Origin of the sequence: Endozoicomonas euniceicola, assembly GCF_025562755.1 — a bacterium.
In the GTDB taxonomy this organism is placed as follows: domain Bacteria; phylum Pseudomonadota; class Gammaproteobacteria; order Pseudomonadales; family Endozoicomonadaceae; genus Endozoicomonas_A; species Endozoicomonas_A euniceicola.
Genome location: NZ_CP103300.1, coordinates 2,227,387 through 2,249,170 on the forward strand (window position 1 = coordinate 2,227,387; position 21,784 = coordinate 2,249,170).

A 21,784-nucleotide genomic window follows, 5' to 3' on the forward strand; every position below is an offset into this window, starting at 1 on the left:
TGGTGCGGGAGCATGTGCTTTGGGCTTTGGAGCAACATAACGAACAGTGACACGACTTCTGCCAATTACTTAATAGTTTAATTTTTAGATAACTTCCTATACCGTTGTCGTTCAATATTTTTGACCAATATAAGTGATAATGGATTACTTTCCTCTTTTTATGGATATCAGGCAGCGCCCTTGCCTGATCGTTGGTGGTGGCGATGTTGCCTTGCGAAAAGCCAGGGTTCTCAAAGAGGCCGGAGCGTTTATTCGCATCGTCGCCCAGCAGGTGAGCGACGAATTAAAGGAGCTGCTGAATAGCCCTGAGCACCAGATTTATGAGCGTGGCTTTTGTCAAAATGATCTGGATGATGCGTTTGTGGTTATTGCGGCAACCGATCAACAGGCCACCAATCAATTAGTCGCCGAATCGGCAAAGCAGAAAAACCTTATCGTCAATGTAGTGGACTCTCCGGCAGACAGTAACGCCATTATGCCCGCTATTGTGGATCGCTCCCCGGTGATAGCGGCTTTTTCCACCGGCGGGAAGGCTCCGGTGCTGGCAAGAATGCTGCGTGAAAAACTTGAGAGCCTGTTACCCTCGCGTTATGGATCACTGGCGACACTGGCCGGACGCTATCGCAGCCGTGTGATTGAGCGTTTTGACTCAATAAACGATAGACGTCGTTTCTGGGAAACGATTTTTTCCGGCACGGCAGCAGAAGCTGCTCTTAACGGTGACGAGGAAGGTGCTGAAAGGCAGATTGAGACTCAGTTAGCAAACCAGAAAAAACAAAAGACGGGTGAAGTCTACCTGGTAGGCGCAGGACCTGGCGATCCAGACCTGCTGACATTCAGGGCTTTGCGCCTGATGCAGCAGGCAGACGTAGTGCTTTATGACCGTCTTGTTTCCGAACCCATCCGGGCACTGTGCCGCCGGGATGCCGAGTACATCTACGTGGGCAAAAAGTGCGCTAAGCACATTAAGCCCCAGCCTGAAATCAATGACTTACTGGTTGAACAGGCCAAAATGGGTAAGCGGGTGCTTCGGCTCAAAGGCGGTGATCCGTTTATCTTTGGCCGGGGTGGAGAGGAACTGGAATCTTTAGCCCGGGAAAATATCCCTTTTCAGGTAGTGCCGGGCATCACAGCAGCATCAGGCTGTGCCTCTTACGCCGGGATTCCCCTCACCCACAGGGATCATGCCCAGTCCGTTCGCTTTGTCACCGGCCATGAGCAAAATAACGGCTGCTCCCTTGACTGGCAGAGCCTGAGCAAACCAAACCAGACCCTGGTCTTTTATATGGGTTTATTAAAGCTGGGGCACATCTGCGATCAGTTGATAACCCACGGATGTTCTGCCAGGACACCTGCCGCCTTGATAGAAAAGGGGACAACCAGTCAGCAGCGGGTCATCACGGCTGATCTGTCAACACTTCCCTCTCTGGTGAAAGAAAAAGAGATTCGATCACCTGCACTAATTATTATTGGCGGGGTAGTTGAATTGCAGGCATCTTTGAATTGGAAGAAATTCACCAATAGCTCCAGTGAAATCTAACACCATTTGATTGAATCATTAAATAGAAACAGTGAATACCGAAACATTAGAATTCAGTATTCACTGTTATCAATTTAATTAAAATGCTGTTTATCGATCGTTTTTTATTCAAATAAAGGTAGTTATTGATAATCATTATTTTTTACATTATCTATACCTCAAAAAACTCAATAAGCATCCGCAAAAGTACTTATGGATTTACCAACATATTCCTATCTATGATGCTCAGCAGCGAAGCTGGGAAGGTTATTCGACAAGGCTGTCTTATCAACTCAGTATTTTTTCAGAAGTCAGGCTGAATGAATAAAGAAGGTATAAAAAACCAGGACATATTTAATTTTGGCTGACTGCCTTGTTAATTTTATGATCGTTTGCCAGATATTTTTTTATGAATTCAACAACCAGATGCACTGCTGAATAAGCATATAAAATACCTTTTAATTGATTATTATCTACTGTCTACATTTCAAAATAATACATTGCTGTTTTGTATTGGTTATTTTTAAACCATTTATCTCAGTTGATAAGTCCCGGTAGCCAGTAATGATTCCAGAGGTTAACTATTTCTGCGCGCATTTGGATAAAAATTAACCGGTTTGTTATTCAAGTACCCGAAAAATAAATTCGGGTACTCATGCCTTAAGTAGTCTGGAGTGCTTTTGCATTTCAGAGTCAAAGGAGTTGCTTATGAGTTTATCGTTGACCAATGGCGCCCTGAATGAAGTGTTTGAGACATTGTCCAGGCACTATCGAATCATGGCGCCTGTTCGTATTGTCGGTGGTGGGCGGTTTTCCGATACCGACAACATCCAATATGGCGAAGTGTCCACTGCCGAAGAGATCGTCTGGGAGGAGAAGTCCCATTTTTCTCCCAAAGAAGTGATTGCCCCGATCACCCAGACGCTGTTTCAGTTCCACGAAGGCCAGCTGATTACGTCTTCTGTTGACCGCCGCAAGATACTGCTGTTTATGCGCCCATGCGATATCCACGGTCTCCGTCAGCTCGACAATATGTTTCTGAAAAATGGCGACAATGAAGACTTTTACTACAAACGATTGCGGGAAAAAGTCAAAGTCGCCATGTTCGAGTGCAAAACCGGCTGGGACAGCTGCTTTTGCGTATCCATGAATACCCACGAAACCAGCGACTACGACATCGCCTGTCGCTTCAGCGAGTCCGGGGCAGACATTCATTTCCAGTGTAATGAACTGCGCGAGGCCTTTGCGGAGCATGGCACTGAGAGCAATTTTAAACCGGAGTTCATCAAGGAAAACCAGTTTACCCTGAAGTTACCCGAGAGCACCGGGCTGTCGGCTCAGGAAATCAGGGATCGAACCATCGGACACCCGTTGTTTGATGAATACGACCGCCGTTGTGTTGAGTGCGGCCGCTGCACCACTTCCTGTGGCACCTGCTCCTGCTACAGCGTCAATGACGTACATTACACCGAAAACGCTAATTTCGGTGAGCGCCAGAGAATCTGGTCATCCTGCATTATCCCCGGTTTTTCTGATATGGCCGGCGGCCACTCTTACCGCCAGCGCAGCGGTGAACGACTGAGATACCGACTCCTGCATAAAATGGTTGACCACAAAGAACGGTTTGGCGATCACATGTGCGTGGGTTGTGGCCGCTGCGACGACCGCTGCCCGCAGTATATCTCTTTTTCCAACATGGTCAGCAAGGTCACCACCGCGCTTGAGGAGACTCAACATGCAGAATAACGCCGGGCTGTATACGCCAAACGCAACGGAGCAGGAAGAGTGCGCCAACCACTACCTGCCCAGGCCTTACCGTATTGAACGCATCATCAAGCACACCAAAGACGAGTGGGCTTTCATGGTGCCGGTTGATTTCGAAGGTGGGTTCGACAAGTTTGTTGAAGTATCACTGCCCCTGGCCGGTGAATGCCCTATTTCGATTTCAGACTTTGGTGAAGGCTGGATTGAGCTGGTCATTCGTCGTGTCGGCAAAGTCACCAGCAAACTGTTCGAACTGAAGGCAGGCGATACGATCTACCTGCGTGGCCCGATGGGCAATGGTTATCCGGTTCATGAAGAGTTTGTCGGCAACAACCTCACCGTAATCGCCGGAGGCACCGGTGTCGCTCCTGCCCGCTCCGTGATCAACTATTTCATGAGAAATCGTGACCAGGTTCAGGAGATGGATGTGATTGTCGGCTTCAGAAGCCGGGAGCATGTCCTGTTTGCGGACGATATCGAGGTGTGGAAAGAGCGCTTCAACACCATTGTCACCCTGGACGAAGGCGACCCGGAAAAGGGTGAGAACATCGGTCTGGTGACTAAATACCTGGACGGATTGAATTACGAAAACCCTGAACGACACCACTATGTGGTGGTGGGGCCGCCCATGATGATCAAGTTTACAGTGAAAGGCTTGCTGGACAACGGCGCAAGGGAAGATCGTATCTGGGTATCCCACGAACGCAGAATGGCCTGCGCTGTCGGTAAATGCGGCCACTGTCGTGTAGGTAATACGTATATCTGTCTTGACGGTCCTGTTTTCCGTTACGACCACTCCAAGCATCTGGTGGACTGAGGTTTTAGAGCATGCCTTTAGATATAGATATCATTAAAACCCGTGCAAACATGGACTACAGACTCTCCAAGGTACGCGGGGAGTGTATGCTGAGCCTCAGGACCGTGGGTGGTACCATACCGGCTCACTTGCTGGATGTAGCCAGGGACGTGGCGCAGAAATACGGCAACGGCACCGTTCGTCTGACCACTCGCCAGAAGCTGGCGATGCCGGGTATCCGCTATGAGGATATTCCGGCGGTTAACAAGATGATTGCCCCGTTCATCAAGGAAATGACCATTGATACCTGTGGTATCGAGCAGGACCCTGAAGAAGGTTATAAGAGCATTGGTGGTCGCAACATCGTTACCTGTCAGGGTAACCGTATCTGCGTGAAAGCCAACTGCGACACTACGGGGATCGCCAGACGCCTGGAAAAACTGATCTACCCGTCCAAATACCATCTGAAAGTCGTTATCGCCGGTTGCCCTCAGGATTGCGCCAAAGCCAACCTGGGTGATATTGGCATCTTTGGTATTGCGCAGATGGAGTATGACCGTGAGCGTTGCATTGGCTGCAATAAGTGTGCAGAGCTTTGTGACCAGCACGCGGCCCAGTGCCTGCATCCGAGCCAGGGCAAAATCCTTAAAGAAGAGACCAAGTGCATAGGTTGTGGCGAGTGCGCCCTGGTCTGCCCGACCCTGGCCTGGCACCGCAACCCGAAAAAACTGTATATGGTCAAGCTCGGTGGCCGTACTTCAAAAGTGACCCCGCGAATTGGCAAGATGTTCCTGAACTGGGTAACGGAAGACGTGATCGCCCAGGTCATTGAAAACATCTGGAAGTTCTCTGCTCACATGCTCGACGGCTCTCCCAAGTACCTGCACATGGGACACCTGATTGACGTCGCTGGCTACCATAAATTCAAGGAATGGGTGCTGAAAGACGTTGAGCTGAATCCGGAAGCCAAAGTCGCCGACCGCATGTACTGGCTGGAAAATGAGTACGTCGCGAATATGCACGTTAAAGACCCTGACAAGCATGGAATTCACTAATGAACATTCAGTTTAACATTGAGCAAGTGTTGATCATGGCTGAGCGTATTGAGAGGAATACGGTCAACTATTACCAGAACGCAGCGGCGGCGGTCGAAGCCCCGGAACAAAAAGCGTTCCTGAACAAAATGGTTCAGATTGAATCTCAGCATGAAAGCGATTTTGCCCACATGCGCAACCAGCTGACCCAACAGGAGAAGGAAAGCACGGCATTCGACCCTGAAAACCACTACATTCAGTACTGCCAGAACCATGCTGACATGCAGAAGCTGAATGAGCAGCCGGTGGATTTTACCGATATCGGCTCCATTATCCGTGGTGCAATCGAACATGAAAAAGAGGCGATCCTCTTCTATCTGGGTATGAAGGCTTACATTCCGGAACGACTGGGCAAGGAGAAAATAGACGACATCATTAGTGAAGAGATGTCCCATATTAATATTCTTCAGGAGCACTACAAGGTTCTGGCTGTCTGAATCAGCAATTCGGTCTAACACGGATACCAAAAAAATGGGGTGCAACATAAGCGGTTGCACCCCACAACCATCTGTTTCAAAAATCAAAAAAACCGTTAACTGCCAATAAAAAACTGCCGGTAGTAACGCAGCTCTTCGATAGACTCACGAATATCTTCCAAAGCCAGGTGCGTTCCTTTCTTGCTGAAACCATCCATAATGTCAGGCTTCCAGCGACGCGCCAGCTCTTTCAGGGTACTGACATCGATATTACGGTAATGGAAGAAATCATGCAGTTCTGGCATGTAACGGTGCAGGAAGCGACGGTCCTGACCAATACTGTTGCCGCACATTGGAGAGATACCCGGCTCAATATGATCTTTCAGAAAATCCAGGGTCAGTCGCTCAGCTTCAGCCAGTGAAATGGCACTCTGCCGCACACGTTCAGTGAGCCCCGTCTGGGCATGGGTTTTGATGCACCACTCGTTCATGTTGTTGAGTACATCGTCACTCTCATGAATTGCAATAACAGGACCTTCAGCAATCTGATTGAGCTGCCCGTCGGTTACAATGGTGGCGATCTCAAGGATTCGATCGGTATCAGGCTCCAGACCTGTCATTTCCAGATCAATCCAGATCAGATTATCCGCTTTTGCCATCAAACACCCGGTAGTTAAGTAGAGTTACAAACGCCTGTATGATAAGGCTTGTATGCAAAAAAAAGTACAGCAATTGTGTACTTCGGCTGGCATATTAAGTCTACACCTTCATACTATGTCGTTAAAACCATGGTCGTTAAAATCGTATCGGTGAAATCTGCGAGTTAAATGAATCTTCTTTCTCTGCTCGACTGAGACTTGACCAAACCATTCTTTCATTATGAACCTTAAGAGATAACATGAGTAAGCGCAAACTAACGCGCAGACAGAGCTGGCGCATTCAGAAAATTCAGGAAGAGCGCATAGCCCGGGCTCGCAAATGGGAAAGCCAGATTGAGCAAGAGCTGCAGAGCGAAGACCTGGGGCCGGAACAGGAAGGCCTGGTGACCGCTCATTACGGTGCCACCCTGGATATTGAGTCTGCTGGCGGCCCCGGAAAACCCCGTCGCTGCCACCTGCGCCGCAACCTTCCCCCTCTTGTCACGGGTGACAAGGTCGTCTGGCGGCCTTCAACCAAAGACGAAACCGGCGTGGTTGTCGCTCTGGACGAACGCTCCAACCTGCTGACCCGTCCGGATAACCACGGTCGCATCAAGCCGGTTGCAGCCAATATTGACTACATTGTGCTGGTCATTGCGCCTGTACCGATTCCTCACCTGAACCTGATTGATCGCTACCTGATCGCAGCAGAAACCGTCGGGATCGAGCCCGTTATCCTCCTGAACAAGGTTGATCTGCTGGATGACGAGGGGATGGAAATGATGATCGATATGTTATCGGTCTACCAGCAGATCGGTTATCGCATCCTCACGGCTTCCACCCGCTCCGACCATGGTCTGGATGAACTGAAGGATATGCTGGATGAGCATACCAGCGTATTCGTGGGACAAAGCGGCGTGGGCAAGTCCTCGCTGGTCAATGCCCTGCTGCCCGGCATTGATACCCTGGTTGGAGAGCTGTCAGAAGCCACCGGCAAAGGCATGCACACCACCACCGCTGCCAAGCTGTTCCATTTTCCGGCCGGTGGAACACTCATCGACTCCCCTGGTATTCGTGAGTTCGGTTTGTGGCACATTACTCCGGAAGAAGTCATCCAGGGGTTCCGGGAGTTCCGGCCATTTCTCGGTTACTGCAAGTTCAGGGACTGCAAACACGAACAGGAACCCGGCTGCGCCATCCACAAAGCCCTGGAAGACGGTGAGATCACGGAAGAACGGTTGTTCAGCTATCGACAGATTCTTGCCTCGCAGCAGATGAGTCCATAGAGTTTCACCTGTCCATTGATGCGGTTCGGTTTTCAGCCACTTCATCAGGGCATAAACAACCGGGCTGCGGCTCCGGGGATGATTCAGGAACAGCTTTAGAGGTTGAGTCCGTTTCCCCGGTATTGCGCACGGGCGGGTCACATCTTACCCTTGACGGAAGGGTAAGATATGCATTGCGCACGGCCTCAGGCAATATTTCCATGAATCTGTTTAACAGTGTTATCAACTCTTTCCTGCATTTCTCCTTGTCCCTTTCGTTTTCGCTATTGAGCAAACTGCTGAGATATATTCTGGTGCATGGATGAACGTTCAAGTGCTTAATTAAAGAACCGACGATCCGCTCCTCCAGGTGGGCAATCAGGGACTCCCAGTCCGGGGCCACCAAAAGGCGTCCTTCTTTCCCGTCAGGATCAGTACTGCGGTGAACAGGTGCAGTCTGCATAAATCCGACGACTGCCTGTCTATCGGACGAAACAGAGCTTTGAGGCAAACCTGCAGGATTTCCTCTTGTGGTGATAACGACAAACGCTTCGGAAAACTCAACTTCGGTCCACCCTTCAGAATATTCGTCCAAACTGACCTCATCATTATTTAAGGACACAGCATGGATGCTGATATCTGAATCCGAAGGTAAGGAGTATTTAAAAGCCTCTAAATCTGGCGGCAAAGGAACGCCCCTGACATTTATTTCTTCGTGAGCATACTCCAGCAAATCAGCACCATAATTAATTTCTACTTCTGACCGGTCGTAGAACCTTAAATTCCGACTCAGGGCAATCGCTCCCTCTGGCTGATCTTTACTCTCCGCCTTATCGCCGTCATTGATCGCATAAACCTGATTTTCAGCGACAAACATAAAAATCAGAACAACTACCCTTTTTAAAACGCAAGTTAAATACTGCATGTTCAGTGGTTTCCGCCCGCTGCAAAACTAAAAACGACTTGTGAACGACCATTATAGAAAAGACTCACTTTCAACCATTGCGACAAATACCTACAACACATTCATCCGCAACAGCCTGATAGAAATCCAATGAGTCAAACATCACTGCCACTGATTCTTGAACCTGCTGAGCTTGAACATCATCTTCATGACAGCAACCTGTTGATCGTTGACCTCTGCAACCCTCGGCTATACGCCCGGGTGCATGTTCCCGGCGCCGTTAACATTGCCCCCAACACCTTGTGGCAGGTACACCGCCGGCTACGGGTAAGCTGCCACCTGTAAAGCAGCTGGAAGACCTGTTTTCACGGCTGGGCTACACCGGCAATGAACATATCGTGGTCTATGACGATGAAGGCGGGGGCTGGGCCGGGCGATTTATCTGGACACTGGATGTTATCGGACATAAAAACTACTCCTACCTTAACGGCGGCATTCATGCCTGGCTGAAAGAAGACCATAGAACGGAAAATGAGCCGGTACAGTTAGAACCAGGCAGAGTCTCCCTGACAATTGCGAGATCACGGAAGAACGGTTGTTCAGCTATCGACAGATTCTTGCCTCGCAGCAGATGAGTCCATAGAGTTTCACCTGTCCATTGATGTGGCTCGGTTTTCAGCCACGACATCAGGGCATAAACAACCGGACTGTGGTTCCGGAGATGATTCAGGGACAGCTTCAGAGGCTGGGGCTGCTTCCTCAGTATCGCACACGGAACCAGGCAGCTCTTCCATGAGCCTGTTTAATAGTGTTATCAACTCTTTCCTGCATTCCTCCTTGTCGCTTTCGTCTTCGCTGTAGAGCATACTGCTGAGATATGCCCTGGTGTCTGTATCAACGTTCAAATGCTCAATTAAGGAACCAACCCTCCACTCTTTCAGGTGGGCAATCAGAGACTCCCAGTCCGGTGCCACCAAAAGATCTCCTTCTTTCCCGTCAGGATCAATACTGTCGTCAACAGGTGCAGTCTGCATGAATCCGACCACTGCCTGCCTACCGGACGAGGCAGGGCTTTGAGGTGAATCGGCTGGCTCCTCATTCGTGGTGATAACGACAAAAAGTTCGCAAAACTCACTGTCGCTCACTCCATCAGAATCTTCGTCATCATTTGTATTATCGTTTTGATTAAAAACCTCATCATCATTTGAGGACACAACATGGATACTGATAACTGACTCCGAAGGTAAAGAGTATTCAAAAGTCGCTAAATTTGGCGGCAAAGGAACGCCCTCGACATTTATTTCATTGTGACCATACTTCAGCAAAGAGACGCCATAATTTTTTTCTATTTTTGACCGGTCGTAGAAGCTTAACTTCGGACTCATTGCTGTCGCGCCTTCTGTCTGGTCTTTGCCCTGTGACTCATTGCCATCATTAATCGCGTAAACCTGATTTTCAGCGACAAGCATAAACAACAGAACAGTTATCCTTTTTAAAATGTACGTTAAATACTGCATATTCAGTGGTTTCCGCCCAGCTACAAAACTAAAGCGATCAGTATAGAGGAAGTATACTTTCAACCACTGCGACAAATACCTATAATGCGCTCATCCATGACAACCCAGTCAGACATCAAATGCGTCAAACATCACTGCCACTGATTCTTGAACCTGCTGAGCTTGAACATCATCTTCATGACAGCAACCTGTTGATCGTTGACCTATGCAACCCTCAGCTATACGCCCAGGCGCATGTTCCCGGTGCCGTTAACATTGCCCCCCAACACCTTGTGGCAGGTACACCGCCGGCTACGGGTAAGCTGCCACCTGTAAAGCAGCTGGAAGAGCTGTTTTCACGGCTGGGTTACACCGGCAATGAACATATCGTGGTCTATGACGACGAAGGCGGGGGCTGGGCCGGGCGTTTTATCTGGACACTGGATGTTATCGGGCATAAAAACTACTCCTACCTTAACGGCGGCATTCATGCCTGGCTGAAAGAAGGCTATAGAACGGAAAATGAGCCGGTACAGGCAGAGCCAACCCGCGTCTCCCTGTCAATCGACCCGTCTGTTATCGCTTCCAAAGATTACATCCTGACGCGTCTGGAAAATGCCAATACAGCGATCTGGGATGCACGTTCCCCTGCGGAGTACGCGGGCGAAAAAGTACTTGCCCTGCGTGGCGGGCATATTCCCGGTGCCATTAATTTTGAATGGACATCCGCCATGGACCCGGCCAGAAATTACCGTATCCGGGAAAACCTGCCTGAAATCCTTGCCGGGCTGGGCATGTCCCGGGAAAAGGATATTATCACCCATTGCCAGACCCACCACCGTTCCGGCTTTACTTATCTGGTGGCCAAAGTGCTTGGGTTTAATTCGGTAAGAGCCTACGATGGCTCATGGTCAGAATGGGGCAATTTAGCCGATACGCCGATCTCCCAATAGGCTGGTACAAACCAGCCTGTCTTTAACCAGGCACTTCCTTTAGAATCGTTCATCAAAATCTTCTCTATTATAAACAGGACAAACAGGACAGCCTTAGTGAAAGAAAAACTGTTCGCGTTGACCCAGTACATTCTGCCTCACCACCTGATTTCCAGAGCGGTACATTATTTTGTTGAGTGTGAAAACCCAGCCTTCAAAAATGCCCTGATCAACTGGATCATCAAGCATTATGATGTGGATATGAGCGAAGCACAGGCTGAACATGCAGAGTCTTATAAACACTTCAACGATTTTTTCACTCGCCCTTTGAAGGAAGGAGCCCGACCTCTGCCTGAGCAGGAAGATACCGTTGTCAGTCCTGCCGACGGTGCTATCAGCCAGCTTGGCGATATTGAATATGGCCGCATCTTTCAGGCCAAGGGCCACGATTACAGCCTGATAGAGCTGCTGGGGGGAGATACCGATCTCGCCACTGAATTTATGGGCGGTAAGTTTGCCACCATCTATCTGTCCCCAAGGGATTATCACCGTATTCATACACCTGCCGCAGGCACCCTACGCAAGATGATTCACGTCCCCGGTCGTCTTTTCTCCGTCAACAAAGGTACGGTTGAAAACGTGCCGGGGCTGTTTGCCCGAAACGAAAGAGTTGTCAGTATCTTTGACACCGAACATGGCCCTATGGCGGTGATCATGGTGGGTGCCATCAATGTTGCCAGTATTGAGACGGTCTGGTCTGGTCTGGTGACGCCTTACCGTAAACAGGTAAGAACCACCGAGTACAAAGAGACCACAACCCCCCGCATAAAACTGGAGCGCGGTGAAGAGATGGGCCGTTTCAAACTGGGCTCAACCGCTATCGTCCTGTTTGGCGAAGACAAAGTGAACTGGCTTGAGCAATGGCAGCCCGAGTCTACAATCAAGATGGGTCAGGCTCTGGCCACCCCTGCAGAATAGCGCCTTCGCTCTTATAGACAAAACATGCAGGCACCGGGCCTGCATGTTTTCTATCGGAGTTCCCCCATGAAGCTATCTTTCACCGAGCCTTTCACCGAGCGTCCACACCTTTCAGCCCGTTCTGTTCTGAGCCTGCTTACTCTTATTGTTCTCTCTAACCTACTTTCTGGTTGCTCCGGTATTCAGGGGAAAAGCAAAGCGGAACGACAGGGTTATGTAAACCACATGCGTTCAGAAACCCTGAAAATGCTCTATGACTATAAACCCAGTGCCGAAGCTCAACTGAGTGAAGCCATTGGTTATGCTGTTTTCAGCAACATCAACAGCAACCTGCTTCTGCTCAGCGCTGGTACCGGTTATGGTGTTGTCCGGGATAATGCATCCGGTCAGGACACCTACATGCGCATGGCCAGCGCCGGTATCGGCATTGGCTTAGGCATCAAGGATTTCCGGGCTGTCATTGTTTTCGACAACCGGAAAATACTGGATGATTTTATAAAAAACGGCTGGGACTTTACCGGTCAGGCTGACGCTACTGTTAAATCCGGCGACAAAGGTGGCGAACTCCTGAGTGGCACCGTTAACACAGACCTGGGAATTACCATTTACCAGTTTACCGAGAACGGGCTGGTTGCCCAGGCCACCTTACAGGGTACTAAGTACTGGATTGACAAGAAGCTGAATTAGAATAACCGGCGGGCTTTTCTTGAAATCCTGACCGGTTACCCCATATAGTCTCGCAGGCTCCTGAATGAGCCAACACCGTTTCTGTGCGTCAACTCCGGTAACAACATGACCATTAAGCTCGGCATCGTCATGGACCCGATTGAGTCCATCGAATTTAAAAAAGACAGTTCTCTGGCAATGCTGCTGGCTGCGCAGAAGCGGGGCTGGCAACTGTTTTACATGGAACAGCATGACCTCTATCAGAAAGAAGGCATCGCCCGGGGCAGTATGCGCCCATTGCAGGTACGACACGATGCCTGTGACTGGTTTACCCTTGGCGAACGTCAGGAACTGCCACTGGAATCACTGAATGTGATCCTGATGCGCAAGGACCCGCCGTTTGATATGGAGTTTATCTACAGCACCTACCTGCTGGAACAGGCTGAAGCCGCTGGCACCCTGGTCGTCAATAAACCCCAGAGCATTCGTGACTGCAACGAAAAGATGTTCGCCACCCTGTTTCCACAATGCACGCCTCCGGTCATGGTGGCACGCAGCGCACGCCTGTTGAAGGAATTTGCCGAAGAGCATGGCGATGTGGTGCTGAAGCCTCTGGACGGAATGGGGGGGGCTTCCATCTTCCGTACCCATTCGAAAGACCCCAACTTCAACGTAATCCTGGAAACCCTGACGCAGCATGGCACGTCCCAGGCAATGATCCAGAAATACATTCCCGAGATCCTAAAAGGCGACAAACGCGTCCTGCTGATTGATGGTGAGCCTGTTCCCTACTCACTGGCACGTATACCGGCCGAAGGTGAGTTTCGCGGCAACCTGGCAGCTGGCGGCAGTGGTGTAGGACAGGCGTTAAGTGACCGTGACCGCTGGATCGCCGAACAGGTTGCGCCAGTGTTGAAAGAAAAAGGGCTGCTGTTTGTCGGACTGGATATTATCGGCGACTACCTGACCGAAATTAACGTCACGTCCCCGACCTGTATCCGCCAGCTGGATGACCAGTTTGGTATCAGCATTGGCGATATGTTGATGGATAAGATTGAAGAAAAGCTGGAATAAACCTGTCTGAAACGCTTTAGCAAAATCGTCGTAAACCCTCGCCCAATGCGGGCGGGGATATAAGACGGGAAGGCGCAGAGCCTTCCGCCATCAATCTGGTGTACTCTGGCTATTAACGTAGTCCTTCAGAGTCTCGATAGTTGCACCGCCAGCACTGCAAGCAAAGTAAGGGGAGTGGCATAACAAACTTTACCGGAGTATCTTTCCTGCTTACTCCCTCTGTGATTGATTGTGAACGTCATGTCCAGCGTTAATGTCACCCCTGAATGCAAACACCTCATTATACTTGCTGCTAAAAAGCTCAAAGGCTCTGAACACAGAGCCTTCATAGCTGAAGTCGCTGAACAGCTCTGTTTTGGTAGTCCACGCCTTACTGAAACCGAGTTCAATTTTGGTCGTCATACCGTTGAACTCGGGATGCATGAAAAAAGGACAGGACTTATTTGTTATGGAAATTACGTATCTCAGGGCAAGCCAAAAGCAGAAGTAGCAAATCCTCAACTGGAACAAGACATTCGAAGCTTGGTAGACCCTGAAAGTCAGGCTGACCCGCAGCTCAGAAATACGTTCTCCTATGCTCGCATAACAGCCAGTGCTGTTCGAAAAAAACTGATTGATGAAAAAGGGTGGCAGGAAGAGCTACTTCCCAAAGAGCGTACTTTCTGCAACATGTTGAACCGCATGGGCTATAAACTTCACAAGGTACAGAAGACCACGCCGGAAAAAAATCCCGGAAACCGATGCCATCTTTGAAAACGTCAAACAAGTAAAAAGCACCGCAAGCCAGAGAAAGCAGAGTCTTCAGATCAGCATTGATTGCAAAGCAACGGTTAACCTTGGAAATTTTTCCAGAGGTGGTAAAGCAAGAGGAACTGAAGCGGTCAAAGCGCTGGATCATGATATGGCCACCAAAGAAAAAATGATCCCCTTTGGAATACTCAATCTGGAAAATGATCAACTGTATGTCTTTTACGGTAACTCTTACAAAACCAGTGATTTTATCTGCGATGCCATTGAACAGTGGTGGGAGCAGGTGAGGGAAACTAACAGGTATGTCGATGAGCTGGTTATCTACGCAGACAACGGTCCTGAAAGTAACAGCCACCGAACTCAGTTTCTTTTCAGAATGGTTGAGTTTGCCAAAAAAGTGGGGCTGAAAATACGGCTGGTTTACTACCCTCCCTACCACAGCAAGTACAATCCGATTGAACGAGGCTGGTCTTATCTTGAGAACCATTGGAATGGCAGCCTTCTAAACACAGTAACGTCTGTTTTAGAGTGGACAAAGACAATGGTATGGAAATGCATGAACCCGATAGTGAAGCTACTTGATCAACCGTATCAAAAAGGGGTGAGACTGAGTAAACAGGAATTAGCTGAAATACAGCCTCACATCATTCGCCACTCTGAGTTAAAGAAATGGGATGTGACAATTGTTCCGGAACCGGTAAATTATTGATTGCCGCTCCCCTAAGACCTTGACCACATTAAGCCTGCTTTGCTCTGAGCAGTAAGGTGGGTATTCAGCATTCGCAACCGTCTTGATGATGTTGATTTGAGATTATTTACCATGACACTGATAGCCAGTTTTGGTGGGTAGGCCACCAACAGGTGTACGTGATCTTTTTCGCCATCCATTTCAAGTAACTGGCATTCCAGTTTTTCGCATGCACTCTCGAACGACTCCCGTAACTGCTTGATCATATAGCCATCAAAAAGCTTTCGTCTGTACTTTGTCGTGAACACCAAATGAACAACCAGCTTGGTAACGCTATGTCGTTTGCGAAGATACCCTTTAAGCAAATCTTTATTGTGTGCGCTCACTTGAAAACCTCTTTCAAATACCTGTAATATAAATTTTATATTAATGAGCACTGAAATAACGTTCCATGCTGAGAGCCACCAAAGTACGAATCTATCCAACATCAGAGCAGGCGGAATTTCTCGACCGTCAGTTTGATGCTGTGCGGTTCGTATGGAACAAGGCCCTGGCTATTAAGGTTCATTATTACAAGGTTCGTGGGCAGAGCCTTTCTCCCAAAAAACACCTGAAGCCCTTGCTGGCAAAAGCCAAGAAAAGCCGAAAGTACTCATGGCTGAAAAACGCTGACTCTATTGCACTGCAACAGGCCACTATCAATCTGGATACGGCCTTTCAAAACTTTTTCAATCCCAAATTGCAGGCAAGATTTCCTCGCTTCAAGAAAAAGCATGGCAAGCAAAGTAGCTACCATTGTACGTCTGTCTCTGTGGGCGATAACTGGATAAAAATCCCCAAGCGCAAGCCCATAAGGGCTAAAGTGCATCGTGAAATAGTGGGTAAGGTGAAGTCTATCACCCTGAGCAGAACGCTAACCGGCAAGTATTTTGCCTCCATATTGGCTGATGATACCCAGGAACAACCAAAACAGATTGATAATCTTGAAGCTAATCAGGTTGTCGGTGTTGATATGGGGATTACTGATCTGGCTATCACCAGTACCGGCCATAAGACTGGCAATCCTCGCTTTCTGAAAAAAGCACAACGTAACCTGAAAAGAAAACAACAGGCTCTATCTCGCTGCAAGAAAGGCTCAAAAGGTAGGCACAAAGCCCGTTTATTGGTGGCAAAGGCGCATGAGCGTGTAGCCTTTGCCCGTAATGATTTTCAGCATAAGCTATCAAAACAACTCATCGACGAAAACCAAGCGGTGATTGTGGAGACACTGAAAGTTAAAAACATGCTCAAGAACAAGCGTCTTGCTCGTTCTATTGCTGATGCTGGCTGGCACTCACTGATAACCAAACTCGAATACAAGGCAAAGCAGGAAGGTAAACATCTGGTGAAGATAGACCAGTGGTTTGCATCCTCTAAAACTTGCTCAGTCTGCGATTTGAAACAGGAAAAAATGCCATTGAGAATCCGATCATGGGAGTGTAGCTGTGGTGCTATCCATGACCGGGATATTAATGCAGCTCGCAATATCAAGAAGCAAGGCATATTGAAATTAAAGGCGGAAGGACTGTCCGTTTCTGCTGATGGAGGCTTGCGTAAATCCGGCAGACTGTCGGTTGCTGCCTAAGAAATCAGAAGCCTCACCCGATAGGGTGGGGAGCAGTCACGGGCATTGGGTTGCATAAGCCGCCTGAAAGTCTTTCAGCTGTTTGCGATTCAGTATCACGTTGCTACTGCCAGCGTTAATCAGCCTGGCAAGACAGGCTTGTTGTTTTGATGGGTCTTTGGCTTCTTCCAGCAGGCTGCCAGTCAATCGTACTTCCCGTAATTCAGGCTGACCGCCGTTGAGGTCGATGATTTCAGTAAACTCTCCAATGCAGCATATTGCACAGTCGGGCAGATCACCATAGCTGTTTGCCTGCTGTTTTTCGGGAATCCCCAGTTTGACCAGTCCATAGGGGGTCATGCTACGTGTCACGCTGATTTTATCGGGTGCTTCTATGCGTATATTGGTGATGCCGGCAGAACATCGATCACCTCCACTTATGGTCCGAATCCGTTCCAGATTGGCAGAACGTTTTTTTCCGGCAAGGGCATCATCCAGAATCGGAAAGGCATCCAGATCCAGCCCTTTAAACAGAAAGCCAAAGGTAAATGTCCCGGAACCACCGTAGTTTACAGCGTAGCTGACCAGAACCTGCTGGTTTTCCATCTGGCCAATCAGGTTGTAAGCGGCGAAGGTGGGTAGTCTTTCGCGCTCTTTTTTACTGGTATCCATTGTCGTACGGGAAGCAGTGAAAGAAGCCTGCCATGGACTTTTCTGGTCAAAGGTCAGGTGAGCGTATTTTTTCTGGCAGGCTCGCAGATCCAGTGACGTCATGGTGTGAATGCTGCTGCCCCTTTCAATTTCGGCAAAACGATCAAGGCAGATAGGATGCAGTGCCTCGGCTATGGCAGTATCAGACAGTAAAAAAAACAGAGTTGTACTAAAGAACAGGGTTATTCTCATCATTCATCCAGCCTTCCAGAATAATCTGGGCAGCCATGCCATCGACAGGGTTTGAACCGTAATGTTTGCTGTGTCCCAGTCTATCGGCCCAGTCTTTGGCTTCAAACGACGAAAGACGTTCATCAGCCTCAAAAAAAGGCAGGTTAAAACGACCATGCAGACGTTTGCCAAACTTTCGGGCTCGCAAAGACATTTGTGACTCGCTACCGTCCATGTTCAGGGGAATGCCGACCACCACGGCATCGGGCTGCCATTCGTTAATCAGTGCTTCGACGGTATTCCAGTCAGGAATGCCGTCACGGGCTTTCAGCTGTGGCAGGGCAGTAGCGGTTCGGGTAATGGCCTGGCCGACAGCGACACCAATGTTTTTGGTGCCAAAATCGAAGCCAAGAATGGTTTTAACAGAAGAAGAAGTCATAAAGCTCAATGGTGTTGTCAGGCGTGTCCAACCTGACCAGACAGTAAATGCAAATCAACCCCCAGGGATGAAGCTGCCGCCGTCAGGCGCTGCTCGCTGGGGGTTGCGAAAATAATGGCAGGGCTGGCGGCGCAGGTCAGCCAGGTGTTTTCAGCCATCTCCTGCTCCAGCTGACCCGCTCCCCAGCCTGCGTACCCCAGGGCAACAAGCGCATGAGAAGGCCCTTTGTTGTGCGCCATGGCGACCAGAATGTCTTTGGAAGTGGTGAGGTTGAGACCTTCTCCCACATTAAGGCTGGACTCCCAGAACCGGTCATTGGAGTGCAGCACAAAGCCTCTTTCTGAGGCAACCGGACCTCCGGCATAAACAACGCTCTGGCTTTCCGACCAGACGTCGGGATACTCAATGCCGACCTGTCGGAAAATTTCTCCAAGGGTCAGCTTGGTGGGGCGGTTGATTACCACTCCCAGGGCGCCGTCGAGGCTGTGCTCACAGATAAGTGTCAGTGTTTCAGCAAAGGAAGGGTCGGCCATCTGGGGCGTGGCAATCAGAAAGTGGTTTTTGAGACTTTGGAAGCATGAAGTTCTCATGTGCGCAGTATCGGGCGAAACTTGTCAGTTGGCAACTTTTTGAAGAGAATAATGAAATTCCCCCCAACGGAAAGAAATAGGCGTATGATTTGAATCAGGGCAGTTCAAAAAGTTGATGGCATTAAAAGAGGTTGTTCATGCCAAAACTTCATCAGTGCACAGTGTGCAAAAAGACTTTTCCTCGTCCATCTAAGCTCGAAAGACACATGCGAGTCCATATCGGTGAACAGCCATTTTCTTGTGACACCTGTGAAGCGACGTTTAAAGATAAGCGAAATCTCACTTATCACGAACGAACTCATAGGGGCGAGAAACCACTTGTCTGTGACATCTGTGGACGTGTTTTTGCACATAACAGCAATTTCAGCCGTCACAAGAGAGTCGTCCATTCAGATGCAAGACCGTATTCTTGTGAAACCTGTGGGCGAGCTTTTAAACATACAGATTATCTCAAAGTCCACATTAAAAAATGTCATCAAGGCTCGACCACCGCTGTTACGACGCAATCCCATAAAGAACCTGTCGGAACCGTCACGTCAACAACACATACCTTTAGCACGGGCTCCACGGAGACCTCCCTGAGCTATGTTGAGGCAGACAATGGAGAAAGAGTTCAAATGGTTACGGTATTGAGTGGGCCAATCCTGACAACCACCTTAACGCAAAATGAAGAAACCATTGGTTTTTGCGAATCCTTCGATGATTTTCAGGAAAATCTTGTGGATACATTACCAGAGCTTCAATGATTTCTGGCTTCGCAGTCAGTCAGTTACGAGCACGTTACCGGGGCGGCAAAAAACGGTCTAGTTGCTAAACAGCCGATTGCCCCGTTCAAAACGCCAGGTTCGAATAATCTCTACCCGGTCATAGTCTCTCAGGTCGTTGCCAAACGGCGCATAGGGGGCAGCCAGTTTTACAATACGAATGGCGGCATCATCCAGAACCGTGGAGCCGGATGACTCCATCAGTTTTACGTCGTGTAATGTTCCGTCCCGGTTAATGGCGACCATCAGGCGCAGCTCACCATAGAGTTTTTCTTTTCTGGCCTGTGGTGGGTAATTCATATTCCCCACCCGTTCAACCTTTCGACGCCAGGTTTCTTTGTAGTAGGCGCCGGGTTCCTGCATGGTGGAGGCGGCCGTCAGGCGCTTGATTCTTGGGCGTTTGGCATATTCCTGCCGCTGCTGGCTGAACTGGGCTTCGAGGCTGGAAATTTCCTGCCTGAGATCAATGCGTTTGTGAGGCCTTACCTGTTCCGGTGTGTCCGGTGTGGGCTTTTTATTTTCTGCTTTGTCGGGGGTTTTGCGTTCGACTTCAGCCCTGGTTGAAACCTGTGCGGTCTGGGACTGTTCCTGTTTGGGAGAGGCCTCTTTCTGGGCTTCCAGTACCACTTCATTAATCTGATTGGACTGAAATTCTGCTTCCTGGTCCGTTTGTGGCCTGGCTTTTTCTTCCAGTGTCCCGCTGCCCTGCTGGTGGAACTGTGCCAGGTAATCCGCTTCTTCAGGCTTTTCCTGACTTTTGTAGGTAGCGAGGGTCACTTCAAGGGTTTTGGGGGGCGCAGGCATTTCCTGCAAGCCAAAGGATATTCCCAGCAGAATGACAGCATGAATGGCTGCTGCCATGAAAATGGTGAAGCTTAAACGATCGATTGAAGAAACGCTGGTCATTGTGGACATTGACAGTGGCTGGCCTCGTAAGTCATTCCTGAGGATGAACATTCATGACATTGTCATGAATGTTACAGGCACTGACAAGAGGCTGACAGGATTATCTTTTTTGCGGTTTCGCTGAAAGCCATCCATCTCTCTCAACAGCCCAGGTTTGATGATGATTGACTTTCATACAACGGAGCTGCTGGATGCCGTCAAGAATTGACAGAGTTTTAAGTTTTCCACGCCCGTGACGCAACGTTCTTAAAAAATTAAAAAAAGAAGATTTAGTATCTTTGTCAGACATTATTTTTTTTGCATTTTCTTCTGGTAATAAATCCGTTCTTGAAGAGTAGTAATTGACGTCTGGCATCCAACATTCTTTGAAGTCGGTTATACCTTTTAGTTTTTTACACTCTCTCAGTGCTTGTCCATTGACAAGATATCTGTGTAGCTGTTCTGCTTTTTCTTTTAAATCTTTTATGTCTGTGGATTGGGTGTTTCGTAAATATTCAAAATGATCATTGTGTTGAGCAATACGTTGTTTTTTATCTGTTGTTAATCTTTCGTGCTTTTTTTGTCCTATTAGAAAATTTTTTATGTACAGATGTGATGTTTTACAAAAACCATTTTCTGCAATTTGAAAAGTTGCTGGCCTTATAAGGACATTATCAATATCGATATATCTTAAAGATTTATCTTCCCATAGAGATAATTTTTCATGAAAAAGCTTTTTACCTATTTGTTTGGATTTATGCTTTGCTACAGATAAAACATACTTTGCATCAACAATAGCGCAGACCCTAATAAGATCCATTAAATCAACACTTTTTGTCTCTTGTTTACTGAATTTTTCTACCATAGCTGATTCTGATAAATCTTCTTCAATAGAAATAACTAGAATGTTGCTATGATCTGCAAATAAATTATTCATTGTTTCTATTTGTTCTTTTGACATGGAGTTGTTTGTGTAGATTAGTATTACAGGGATGTTGTCTTTTGATAACCTTGATGCTTCTTCAGCTATCAAACTGACATAATCAAAGCCCTTTTCATTGTTTTTTCCATCAAATAATGTTGTGCCATGGTAGGCGTACCATGTGTGAAATATTGGGCCTGGGGGAATTATTTTCAAATTTAGACTCTGGGCTTCATCAAAAGAATTGATGCCCGAGTAAAATAATGCTGTAGCCATATTTTCCAAAGAAAAAGAGTCTATTTTTGCATCCAGAATTTGTAATTGTACTAACTTCTGAACTATCTCTTTTTGTTGTGAAATATCCGGTAGCGGATAGCTTTGTTCTATTGATGTTAACGTTGCTTGTGCTTCTTGTTTATCTTCTTCTCTGTTTTTTGTAATTCTGCTAACCTGGTCTGCCTTGGAGATTTTACTTGGTATAAGTTGTACTTTAGCGATTTTTTTGTCGTCTTCTTTTTGTAACTGATCAGGCAGTTTAATTTGAAGATCATGCCCTGTCAGGGCTGAATGGAGCCGTTGCAGGTAGTGGTGAAGATATGGAGTTGTGAACGCTACCAGCCTACCTAAATACTGCCCTATGCTTTCAGAGCAATCTGGCCTCTCGTCAATATAATCCAGACTTTTTTGAGAAGTAGTATTTGAAATCTGATGCATATTTT

The 21,784-nt window shown here is 48.1% G+C and carries 22 protein-coding genes and 3 pseudogenes; 15 read left to right on the forward strand and 10 right to left on the reverse strand.

Annotated elements, in window-relative coordinates; translation table 11 throughout:
- Positions 1–139: 139 nt before the first annotated feature.
- The 5 genes from cysG to NX720_RS08445 all read left to right on the forward strand — a co-directional run bounded on the left by cysG (position 140) and on the right by NX720_RS08445 (position 5,610).
- Positions 140–1,540 (forward strand): siroheme synthase CysG, encoded by a 1,401-nt coding sequence (gene cysG, locus NX720_RS08425; RefSeq protein WP_262600677.1) that lies wholly within the window; start codon positions 140–142, stop codon positions 1,538–1,540.
- Positions 1,541–2,227: 687 nt separating this feature from the next.
- Entirely contained in the window at positions 2,228–3,265 is a 1,038-nt protein-coding gene (gene asrA / locus NX720_RS08430; RefSeq protein ID WP_262600679.1) for an anaerobic sulfite reductase subunit AsrA, read from the forward strand.
- Positions 3,255–4,100 (forward strand): anaerobic sulfite reductase subunit AsrB, encoded by an 846-nt coding sequence (gene asrB, locus NX720_RS08435; RefSeq protein ID WP_262600681.1) that lies wholly within the window; start codon positions 3,255–3,257, stop codon positions 4,098–4,100. The genes asrA and asrB overlap by 11 nt, the downstream gene beginning before the upstream one ends.
- A gap of 11 nt (positions 4,101–4,111) precedes the next feature.
- Positions 4,112–5,134 carry a sulfite reductase subunit C gene (asrC, locus tag NX720_RS08440; RefSeq protein ID WP_262600682.1) on the forward strand — a complete coding sequence of 341 codons (1,023 nt, stop codon included), beginning with the start codon at positions 4,112–4,114 and terminating at the stop codon, positions 5,132–5,134.
- Complete coding sequence (locus tag NX720_RS08445; protein ID WP_262600683.1) at positions 5,134–5,610, forward strand: ferritin-like domain-containing protein; 477 nt, start codon at positions 5,134–5,136, stop codon at positions 5,608–5,610. The genes asrC and NX720_RS08445 overlap by 1 nt, the downstream gene beginning before the upstream one ends.
- Before the next feature lie 95 nt (positions 5,611–5,705).
- Here the strand turns inward: NX720_RS08445 and orn are convergent, their stop codons facing one another.
- A complete protein-coding gene (gene orn / locus NX720_RS08450) occupies positions 5,706–6,248 on the reverse strand; it encodes an oligoribonuclease (protein ID WP_262600684.1) in 543 nt (180 codons plus the stop codon).
- Positions 6,249–6,487: 239 nt separating this feature from the next.
- On the opposite strand from orn, the gene rsgA reads away from it, so the two are divergent.
- Complete coding sequence (gene rsgA / locus NX720_RS08455) at positions 6,488–7,513, forward strand: small ribosomal subunit biogenesis GTPase RsgA (RefSeq protein WP_262600686.1); 1,026 nt, start codon at positions 6,488–6,490, stop codon at positions 7,511–7,513.
- A gap of 4 nt (positions 7,514–7,517) precedes the next feature.
- On the opposite strand, the gene NX720_RS08460 is transcribed toward rsgA, so the two are convergent.
- Positions 7,518–8,417: a hypothetical protein gene (locus NX720_RS08460; protein ID WP_262600688.1), complete on the reverse strand. Its 900-nt coding sequence runs from the start codon at positions 8,415–8,417 to the stop codon at positions 7,518–7,520.
- Positions 8,418–8,546: 129 nt separating this feature from the next.
- Here NX720_RS08460 and NX720_RS08465 point away from each other — a divergent pair, with 129 nt between their 5' ends.
- Both NX720_RS08465 and NX720_RS08470 read left to right on the forward strand, forming a co-directional pair.
- Entirely contained in the window at positions 8,547–8,741 is a 195-nt protein-coding gene (locus NX720_RS08465; protein WP_262600690.1) for a rhodanese-like domain-containing protein, read from the forward strand.
- Positions 8,699–9,031 (forward strand): sulfurtransferase, encoded by a 333-nt coding sequence (locus NX720_RS08470; protein ID WP_262600692.1) that lies wholly within the window; start codon positions 8,699–8,701, stop codon positions 9,029–9,031. Before NX720_RS08465 ends, NX720_RS08470 begins: the two co-directional genes overlap by 43 nt.
- A 12-nt stretch (positions 9,032–9,043) precedes the next feature.
- Here NX720_RS08470 and NX720_RS08475 read toward each other — a convergent pair whose 3' ends face one another.
- The gene (locus tag NX720_RS08475) at positions 9,044–9,913 is read right to left on the reverse strand and encodes a hypothetical protein (RefSeq protein WP_262600694.1); all 870 of its coding nucleotides are present in this window, start codon (positions 9,911–9,913) and stop codon (positions 9,044–9,046) included.
- Between the two features lie 119 nt (positions 9,914–10,032).
- Here NX720_RS08475 and NX720_RS08480 point away from each other — a divergent pair, with 119 nt between their 5' ends.
- The 4 genes from NX720_RS08480 (at position 10,033) to gshB (ending at position 13,542) form a co-directional block, all read left to right on the forward strand.
- Positions 10,033–10,845 carry a sulfurtransferase gene (locus NX720_RS08480; RefSeq protein WP_262600695.1) on the forward strand — a complete coding sequence of 271 codons (813 nt, stop codon included), beginning with the start codon at positions 10,033–10,035 and terminating at the stop codon, positions 10,843–10,845.
- A gap of 96 nt (positions 10,846–10,941) precedes the next feature.
- A complete protein-coding gene (asd, locus tag NX720_RS08485; RefSeq protein ID WP_262600696.1) occupies positions 10,942–11,802 on the forward strand; it encodes an archaetidylserine decarboxylase in 861 nt (286 codons plus the stop codon).
- Positions 11,803–11,868: 66 nt separating this feature from the next.
- Complete coding sequence (locus tag NX720_RS08490) at positions 11,869–12,489, forward strand: lipid-binding SYLF domain-containing protein (RefSeq protein WP_262600697.1); 621 nt, start codon at positions 11,869–11,871, stop codon at positions 12,487–12,489.
- 105 nt (positions 12,490–12,594) lie between these two features.
- Positions 12,595–13,542, forward strand: a complete 948-nt coding sequence (gene gshB / locus NX720_RS08495) for a glutathione synthase (RefSeq protein ID WP_262600698.1) — start codon at positions 12,595–12,597, stop codon at positions 13,540–13,542.
- A 90-nt stretch (positions 13,543–13,632) separates the two neighbouring features.
- On the opposite strand, the pseudogene NX720_RS08500 reads toward gshB, so the two are convergent.
- Positions 13,633–13,728, reverse strand: a pseudogene (locus NX720_RS08500) (IS200/IS605 family transposase); the annotation flags it as partial.
- 231 nt (positions 13,729–13,959) lie between these two features.
- On the opposite strand from NX720_RS08500, the pseudogene NX720_RS08505 reads away from it, so the two are divergent.
- A pseudogene (locus NX720_RS08505) lies at positions 13,960–15,001 on the forward strand (ISAzo13 family transposase).
- A gap of 14 nt (positions 15,002–15,015) precedes the next feature.
- On the opposite strand, the pseudogene tnpA reads toward NX720_RS08505, so the two are convergent.
- Positions 15,016–15,366, reverse strand: a pseudogene (gene tnpA / locus NX720_RS08510) (IS200/IS605 family transposase); the annotation flags it as partial.
- A 65-nt stretch (positions 15,367–15,431) separates the two neighbouring features.
- On the opposite strand from tnpA, the gene NX720_RS08515 reads away from it, so the two are divergent.
- The gene (locus tag NX720_RS08515; protein ID WP_262599769.1) at positions 15,432–16,604 is read left to right on the forward strand and encodes an RNA-guided endonuclease InsQ/TnpB family protein; all 1,173 of its coding nucleotides are present in this window, start codon (positions 15,432–15,434) and stop codon (positions 16,602–16,604) included.
- Positions 16,605–16,640: 36 nt separating this feature from the next.
- Here the strand turns inward: NX720_RS08515 and NX720_RS08520 are convergent, their stop codons facing one another.
- From NX720_RS08520 to NX720_RS08530, 3 genes are read right to left on the reverse strand one after another with little or no spacing between them, the layout of a single operon-like run.
- A complete protein-coding gene (locus NX720_RS08520) occupies positions 16,641–17,489 on the reverse strand; it encodes a hypothetical protein (protein ID WP_262600699.1) in 849 nt (282 codons plus the stop codon).
- On the reverse strand, positions 17,464–17,904 hold the full coding sequence (gene ruvX, locus NX720_RS08525) for a Holliday junction resolvase RuvX (protein ID WP_262600700.1): 441 nt from the start codon (positions 17,902–17,904) through the stop codon (positions 17,464–17,466). The genes NX720_RS08520 and ruvX overlap by 26 nt, the downstream gene beginning before the upstream one ends.
- A gap of 17 nt (positions 17,905–17,921) precedes the next feature.
- Complete coding sequence (locus NX720_RS08530) at positions 17,922–18,494, reverse strand: YqgE/AlgH family protein (RefSeq protein WP_262600702.1); 573 nt, start codon at positions 18,492–18,494, stop codon at positions 17,922–17,924.
- Between the two features lie 137 nt (positions 18,495–18,631).
- Here NX720_RS08530 and NX720_RS08535 point away from each other — a divergent pair, with 137 nt between their 5' ends.
- Positions 18,632–19,240 carry a C2H2-type zinc finger protein gene (locus tag NX720_RS08535; protein ID WP_262600704.1) on the forward strand — a complete coding sequence of 203 codons (609 nt, stop codon included), beginning with the start codon at positions 18,632–18,634 and terminating at the stop codon, positions 19,238–19,240.
- 57 nt (positions 19,241–19,297) lie between these two features.
- Here NX720_RS08535 and NX720_RS08540 read toward each other — a convergent pair whose 3' ends face one another.
- Positions 19,298–20,173 carry an energy transducer TonB gene (locus NX720_RS08540; RefSeq protein WP_262600705.1) on the reverse strand — a complete coding sequence of 292 codons (876 nt, stop codon included), beginning with the start codon at positions 20,171–20,173 and terminating at the stop codon, positions 19,298–19,300.
- A gap of 91 nt (positions 20,174–20,264) precedes the next feature.
- Positions 20,265–21,779 (reverse strand): hypothetical protein, encoded by a 1,515-nt coding sequence (locus NX720_RS08545; RefSeq protein ID WP_262600707.1) that lies wholly within the window; start codon positions 21,777–21,779, stop codon positions 20,265–20,267.
- Between the last annotated feature and the right edge of the window lie 5 nt (positions 21,780–21,784).

Bases quoted from the DNA above. Each gene is read 5' to 3' on its own strand.
- cysG (WP_262600677.1), top strand. From the start codon at position 140: ATGGATTACTTTCCTCTTTTTATGGATATCAGGCAGCGCCCTTGCCTG.
- asrA (WP_262600679.1), top strand. From the start codon at position 2,228: ATGAGTTTATCGTTGACCAATGGCGCCCTGAATGAAGTGTTTGAGACA.
- asrB (WP_262600681.1), top strand. From the start codon at position 3,255: ATGCAGAATAACGCCGGGCTGTATACGCCAAACGCAACGGAGCAGGAA.
- asrC (WP_262600682.1), top strand. From the start codon at position 4,112: ATGCCTTTAGATATAGATATCATTAAAACCCGTGCAAACATGGACTAC.
- NX720_RS08445 (WP_262600683.1), top strand. From the start codon at position 5,134: ATGAACATTCAGTTTAACATTGAGCAAGTGTTGATCATGGCTGAGCGT.
- orn (WP_262600684.1), bottom strand. From the start codon at position 6,248: ATGGCAAAAGCGGATAATCTGATCTGGATTGATCTGGAAATGACAGGT.
- rsgA (WP_262600686.1), top strand. From the start codon at position 6,488: ATGAGTAAGCGCAAACTAACGCGCAGACAGAGCTGGCGCATTCAGAAA.
- NX720_RS08460 (WP_262600688.1), bottom strand. From the start codon at position 8,417: ATGCAGTATTTAACTTGCGTTTTAAAAAGGGTAGTTGTTCTGATTTTT.
- NX720_RS08465 (WP_262600690.1), top strand. From the start codon at position 8,547: ATGAGTCAAACATCACTGCCACTGATTCTTGAACCTGCTGAGCTTGAA.
- NX720_RS08475 (WP_262600694.1), bottom strand. From the start codon at position 9,913: ATGCAGTATTTAACGTACATTTTAAAAAGGATAACTGTTCTGTTGTTT.
- NX720_RS08480 (WP_262600695.1), top strand. From the start codon at position 10,033: ATGCGTCAAACATCACTGCCACTGATTCTTGAACCTGCTGAGCTTGAA.
- NX720_RS08490 (WP_262600697.1), top strand. From the start codon at position 11,869: ATGAAGCTATCTTTCACCGAGCCTTTCACCGAGCGTCCACACCTTTCA.
- gshB (WP_262600698.1), top strand. From the start codon at position 12,595: ATGACCATTAAGCTCGGCATCGTCATGGACCCGATTGAGTCCATCGAA.
- NX720_RS08515 (WP_262599769.1), top strand. From the start codon at position 15,432: ATGCTGAGAGCCACCAAAGTACGAATCTATCCAACATCAGAGCAGGCG.
- NX720_RS08520 (WP_262600699.1), bottom strand. From the start codon at position 17,489: ATGATGAGAATAACCCTGTTCTTTAGTACAACTCTGTTTTTTTTACTG.
- ruvX (WP_262600700.1), bottom strand. From the start codon at position 17,904: ATGACTTCTTCTTCTGTTAAAACCATTCTTGGCTTCGATTTTGGCACC.
- NX720_RS08530 (WP_262600702.1), bottom strand. From the start codon at position 18,494: ATGAGAACTTCATGCTTCCAAAGTCTCAAAAACCACTTTCTGATTGCC.
- NX720_RS08535 (WP_262600704.1), top strand. From the start codon at position 18,632: ATGCCAAAACTTCATCAGTGCACAGTGTGCAAAAAGACTTTTCCTCGT.
- NX720_RS08540 (WP_262600705.1), bottom strand. From the start codon at position 20,173: ATGTCCACAATGACCAGCGTTTCTTCAATCGATCGTTTAAGCTTCACC.
- NX720_RS08545 (WP_262600707.1), bottom strand. From the start codon at position 21,779: ATGCATCAGATTTCAAATACTACTTCTCAAAAAAGTCTGGATTATATT.